General features: G+C 61.0%; 6 protein-coding genes. 5 read left to right on the top strand and 1 reads right to left on the bottom strand.

All coding sequences use genetic code 11. The annotated features are described in order from the left end of the window. The first annotated feature begins 324 nt into the window (after positions 1-324). From HGB10_11780 to HGB10_11760, 5 genes are all read left to right on the top strand, one after another. On the top strand, positions 325-1,170 hold the full coding sequence (locus tag HGB10_11780; GenBank protein ID NTU72482.1) for an ion transporter: 846 nt from the start codon (positions 325-327) through the stop codon (positions 1,168-1,170). 18 nt (positions 1,171-1,188) lie between these two features. Beyond that, a complete protein-coding gene (locus HGB10_11775; GenBank protein ID NTU72481.1) occupies positions 1,189-2,022 on the top strand; it encodes a class I SAM-dependent methyltransferase in 834 nt (277 codons plus the stop codon). 151 nt (positions 2,023-2,173) lie between these two features. Next, positions 2,174-2,689: a hypothetical protein gene (locus tag HGB10_11770; protein ID NTU72480.1), complete on the top strand. Its 516-nt coding sequence runs from the start codon at positions 2,174-2,176 to the stop codon at positions 2,687-2,689. Between the two features lie 273 nt (positions 2,690-2,962). Then, complete coding sequence (locus tag HGB10_11765) at positions 2,963-3,718, top strand: CPBP family intramembrane metalloprotease (GenBank protein NTU72479.1); 756 nt, start codon at positions 2,963-2,965, stop codon at positions 3,716-3,718. 239 nt (positions 3,719-3,957) lie between these two features. Beyond that, positions 3,958-4,830, top strand: a complete 873-nt coding sequence (locus HGB10_11760) for a CPBP family intramembrane metalloprotease (GenBank protein ID NTU72478.1) — start codon at positions 3,958-3,960, stop codon at positions 4,828-4,830. A 155-nt stretch (positions 4,831-4,985) separates the two neighbouring features. On the opposite strand, the gene HGB10_11755 is transcribed toward HGB10_11760, so the two are convergent. Beyond that, a complete protein-coding gene (locus HGB10_11755) occupies positions 4,986-5,804 on the bottom strand; it encodes a CPBP family intramembrane metalloprotease (GenBank protein ID NTU72477.1) in 819 nt (272 codons plus the stop codon). Positions 5,805-5,835: the final 31 nt, after the last annotated feature.

The raw sequence follows: 5,835 nt of genomic DNA, 5'->3' as shown, positions 1-5,835 counted from the left end.
GCCATCCTTGCCGCCGGATATGAGGATGATGCGCGCAAACGGCGAGCGCTCAAGGGCGTCTGCCCGACTTGTGGACGTTCTGACGCATCGCATGAGCAGGGAATTGAGCGAACCAGCGACGCTGTCTAACAAAGGCATCGAGCAGAACGCCAGGGGATAGAATCGGCAAGGAAGGCATAGGGCGCCTGCTCATGCCCAACACGTTAGACAGACGGGGGGTTGAGATTGAGCACTCGCATCGAGGAGTTCCGGCGTCATGTCTGGGATCTTCTCGAAGTCACAGAAGATGAGGCAACCGGTCAGGTCCGTTGGGACTGGGTCGATATCGGACTGTTCCTCCTCATCATTCTCAGCGTCGCCTCGGTCGTCTTCGAGACAGTCCCGTCGCTAGCTGCACGCTACTCAAGGGCTTTCTGGGCATTCGACGTCTTCACTGTGATTGTCTTCACCATCGAGTACGTTTGGCGATTGTGGGCGTGTACTGCGGATCCGCGCTATGCATCGCCAGTCGCCGGTCGAGTACGGTACGCCTTCAGCACCTTCGGCATCATCGACCTAGCGTCAATCCTGCCCTTCTATGTCGGGCTTGCATTGCCTGCCAGTCAGCTTGATCTGCGCTTCCTGCGAGTGCTTCGCCTCATGCGGTTTGCACGAGTCCTCAAGCTGGGCCGGTACTCTGAGGCTGTAGATCGCCTCAAGTCCGTCTTCCGTGCGCGTGCAGCAGACTTGCTTGTTGCGCTGCTATCGATACTCGTAGTGCTCGTCCTGGCTTCAAGCGTGGTGTATCACGTCGAGAACACCGCACAGCCGGACAAGTTCACAAGTATCCCGGCTGCTATGTGGTGGGGGATCTCGGCGCTCACCACGGTCGGGTACGGGGACATCATGCCCGTCACCACTCTGGGGAAACTCATCGGCGGCTGCATCCAGCTGCTCGGAATCGCGCTGTTTGCGCTACCGGCGGCCATCCTTGCCGCCGGATATGAGGATGATGCGCGCAAACGGCGAGCGCTCAAGGGCGTCTGCCCGACTTGTGGACGTTCTGACGCATCGCATGAGCAGGGAATTGAGCGAACCAGCGACGCTGTCTCACAAAGGCATCGAGCAGAACGCCAGGGGATAGAATCGGCAAGGACGGCATCGGGCGCCTGCTCATGCCTAACACGTTAGGCACAACACGGGGGGAATATGCCATCCAAGTCGCTGGTTCTGCGGATTCTGAACTGGGCATTTCTGTTTGCCATGATTGGCTGGCTAGCCGTCGTGCCAGGATGGGATTCTGGCGGGGGCGTGATCTTGGCCATAGTAGGACTGATTGCCCAAGAGCAAACGACGACAAAGAGTCTTACGCGCTTTGACCGCGTCTACTCCGCAGACAACTCGGCGCGTTTCTACGATGTCATCGCCGCAGGATACGACGCACGGAACTCCGACCTACTACTCGAGACTCACAAGAAGGTCAACGAGGCCATCGACGCACTGGTGTCTGGGCTCCCGACGTGGAGCGTACTAGACCTGTGCGGCGGCACGGGCAAGCAGATTGCATTTCACTTCGCAAACTGCGCACAAGGCCATTGGCTGTACGTCGACGCGAGTCAAGGCATGCTGGATCAGTTCAACCGGAACCTTCGTAACCTCGCCCTGCCTGTGGAGACCCGCCACGAGGACGTATTCAGCTTTCTCGATGACCTTCGAGGGCAGAACAAGCACGACGTTGTGCTCTTTGCCCTCGCGCTGTCGTCGCTGTCGCACAATCCCGACTGGTCTAAGGTCGCGAAGCTAGTCAAACCCGGCGGCGCTTTGGTCATCGCTGAGATCGAGCCATCCTACGCGACGATTCACCCGTTCTTCTCTGTCTTGGTGGGGAAGAAGAGCCACGCGCTCATGACACGGCAGGTCCATTCGAGTGATCTCATCTCGGAGATTACCGAGGCTGGGCTTGTCTTCGACCCGACTGCGACGAAGCTTGTCCGCGAGGGCGGCAAGACCTACTCGTACATACAGGTGTTTCATCGCACCTAGGTTGACTGGGGGCCAGGTGTGCCCAACAAGCGCATCGAGCGGACGGCGCAAGCTAGACTGCGGAAGTGAGGCCGCTGACCGCCGCTCATGCGCAAGAACGTTAGCTTGACTGGAGGTTGAGCGGGTGGCGCAAGCTGGGGATTCCGTGGACATGACGGTTGGGACCGGGGAGTTCCCGAAGTCGCTGGATCGCATCAACTGGGGCGCGTACTTCCTGTCCTTCATCTGGGCGCTGGCGCACAACGATGTTCGGTGGGCGGCAATACTTGCCGTCGCCAACGTTACCCAGTTCGGATTGTCGTTCGCAGTGGGACTCAACAATGACCTTGGCGCGGTCGGCCGCATAGTCGCCTCAGTCACAATTCTGCTCGCCCTAATGGCGGTGCAGTATGCATTCGCCATCGGCGCCAACAAGGGCCAGTGGACGCAGGCGGAGCACATGCCGCCACATACGCGACAGCCGGTCGGAGCCTGGACTGCGAATCAGAAGGTATGGGTGCTGGTCGGTCTCGGCTTCTACGTTGTAAGCAACGGACTAGCTCTCGTCGCAGCCGTGCGCACCTCATCGTGGGCAGCCCTGTGGCCGCTCGGTTCTCAGGCTGCGGTGCTGCTCGCGATTCTGCTGGCCGACCGTCGCAAACAAGCCGAGTTCGCTGCGCAAAGCTAACAAAGGCATCGAGCAGAGCGCCAAGGGATAGAATCGGCAAGAAGGCATAGGGCGCCTGCTCATGCCTAACACGTTAGGTGGAGTATTTGCGACTTGCTCGCAGTAGCGGCCGTCGGTAGGGCAGAGCCACTCCGGAGCTGATGGTGGCGCGGACAAGCAGCGGGTCCCCCTTGTCTCCTAGCGCCGGTGGCCAGAACAACGCGCGTCCATCGAATGCGAACTCATGCCGAGTGTGCGGGCTGGAAGCATCATGGTTCGAGAAAGCGAGTGATCGTGAAGCGACTTTCGGTGCCGGGCACGCTCCTCTTCGTCTTCTTGTGGCTTGTCGCCAGCCTGGCGGGGGCGTTCGTCGGCAGGATTCTGTTGGGCCCTCATCCCGATTCCTTCAGTGATGTCTCGGCTGTGATCGGCGCGGTCATCCCTCAGCAGATATTCGGACTCGTCTTCGCTGTGGCAGCCGTCTGGTACCTGGGATGGCAATCGCCGGTCCTCCATGAAGAGCTGCGCGCTCGACGATGGGTCATGGTGGTGCCTGTTGCCTCGTTTGCGCTCTGCGCGATCGCCGCAGACTGGAGTCGGATCGCGGCTTCTGATCCGCTCCTCGTGCTAGTGTCCCTCACCGCCGTTCTCCTGATAGCTTCATCTGAAGAGACCGTATTCCGCGGCGTCGCGCTCCATGCCTTCAGGCAGCGGTACTCGGAAGGCGTCGCCGCATCGGCGACAACCCTGCTGTTCGCTCTGGCTCATCTGGTTGGAGCCCTGACCCTCTCTCCCCTGATGTTCATCTCTACTCTCCTAGGTGGCGCGATCTACTACCTGACTCGCCGCGTGTCAGGCGGCATCCTGTTGCCTATCCTGCTGCACGCATACGTCGACTTCAGTCTCTACAGCATTGCGTTCGGTCCCGGCGAGAACCTCGACAACCTTGCGCCCGTGATAGTCATGGGCGAGGTGCTCTTGCTCATAGTCGTGGCGGTGCTTCACTCGAAGGTCTCACTGCCGGCGCGGGTAGGGGTGGGTGGACAGTGATGGCCGTAGGAAGACCAACGGGAACAGTCGGGTTGGTCGAGTCCGAGCCGGCGGCTCCCTAGGCGGCGTATGAGGCGCTCGCCGCTTGGCTCACTCGCTCGATGGCCTTGGGTTCCGCGCTAGAGACGCCGTTCACCCGAGGATGACCGCAAGGTAGACTGTGGCAGGCCCACCGCTTGCGCTGATGACTAGCCGCGATAGTCAGAAGCCCGGTCTCGGATTCGAATCTTGGGAGAAATATGGACGACAACAAGCCCGTAGGCTCATATCTCGACTGGTCGGCAGAGGGGAAAGCCAGCGTTTGGCGCTACTTGTTCGGACTGACGCTTGTCATTGTCGTCTTCTTCGTGCTCTCTGGGTTCGGCTCGCTTCCCGTGAGAATCTTCGTGCCCAACTACGAGGACTCCCTGGTCATGAGTGTCGTTGCTACCCTCATGAGCTTCGTGATCGCGTTCGTCTCGATCCCGCTGGTCGTCCGCCTCGTGCACAAGCGGCCGTTCTGGAGCGTTGCTATGCCGGCGTGGCGCTTCGAGGGCTGGAACTTCGGCGTCGGGCTAGCGGTCGGCGTGGTGGTTGCCGGCGTCTTCTCGGCGCTCTTCAGCGTAGCGGGAATCCTGCCGGTGGAGCGCAACCCCGACTTCGACCTCGGGACGCTTGTCCTGCTGGCCGTGGTCGGTTTCGTTGGGATCTTCATCCAGGCAGGCTCCGAGGAGCTGCTCTTCCGCGGCTATCTGACGCAGTTCGCGCGCCGGTTCACATCGAGCAAGTTGCTCTTCATCGGAATCCCAACGCTGCTCTTCGCAGCCCCGCATGCGGGCAACATCGCCCAGTATCGCGGCAATGTGTTCGTGCTTGCGCCCTACCTGCTTGCTGGCGCCTTCTACGGGTGGGCGGCATGGCGCACGGGGTCATTGTGGATGGCGACGGCCCTGCATCTGGCGAACAACTACACGTCGCTGGTCCTCGTCGGCACCAAGGGGGACGCACTGCCCTCGGCCGCGCCGTTCGTCATCGGGCTCCCCGGGATCGGCGTCGTGACGCTTGTGGTATTCGCCAGTTATGCGGCGCAGTTCCTTGTCTTGACCTACTTAATGAAGCGAGCTGGGCGCTAGGCCGCATCGAGGACCCACCTAACAAGCGCATCCAGCTGACGCCCAGAAGGGTGGACTCAAGAGGAGAGGCGTATCGGCCGCAGCTGATGCGCAAGAACGTTAGGCAGAGTGGATACAGGGTGGCTGAGGGCTCGCAACGCACTGGATCTTCTTGGCTACTCCGCGGTCGCTGGGGTCTCGACTGAGGCGGGGATCACGACTGTGTGGTCGGTGCGCCACAGCGAGATGAGAATCCACAGGCTGAGGAACGGCACGCCGAACGTGCTCAAGAGCGTCAGCGGCGAGAGCCATACCGCCGGTTGACCGTTCTGGACCATGAACGCCGAGATGTCCCACAGCCCGTGCGCGACCATCGCCGGCCAAATCACACCGAACTGACGTCGGAAGAGGTAGAGCGTGCTGCCGGTCAGGGTGGCGAGCACAATCTGCATCAGGGTCCCCCAACCGCCGCCCAGGAATGCGTTGGGGAGGTGGAAGACACCGAAACACACTGCCGTGATGACCGCGGCAACGCCCTCACGGCGCCCACCTTCGCGCATCGTGCGCAGGAAAATCACCCGGAACAGGGTCTCCTCGGCGAATCCGACCGCGACACCGGTCAGCACGATCATCGCGAGCAGATCCATATTGAGCGCGCTGTAGTCAGCCGCAACGATGCGGGCGACGATCATCGCGACGAACAGGCCAATCATGACCTTCATCAAGGTGGTGGTCTTGAGGCGAATTGGGTCGCGCCACGTCGCGTCCCACCGCGACCAGAGCACGAAGATGAGCAGGAGAACGCTCGAGATGCCAATCGGGAGCACGCCATTGCGGAACGCAGCGCCTGCAGAGGTGAACCACTCCGTATAGGGTATGCCGGAGGTTGCCTGCAGGCCGTTCGTAATGATCGAGTACACAATCCAGACACCCACGCCGACGGCGACCGTAGGCTGAATACGCGCCGTCCCACTTGATGCGGCTTTCTGCGTCATGGTCCTCCTCCTTGGTCGGGGGCAATCGCCG

Source organism: Coriobacteriia bacterium, assembly GCA_013334745.1.
GTDB lineage: Bacteria > Actinomycetota > Coriobacteriia > Anaerosomatales > JAAXUF01 > JAAXWY01.
This window is presented reverse-complemented; position numbering and strand designations above follow the sequence as displayed.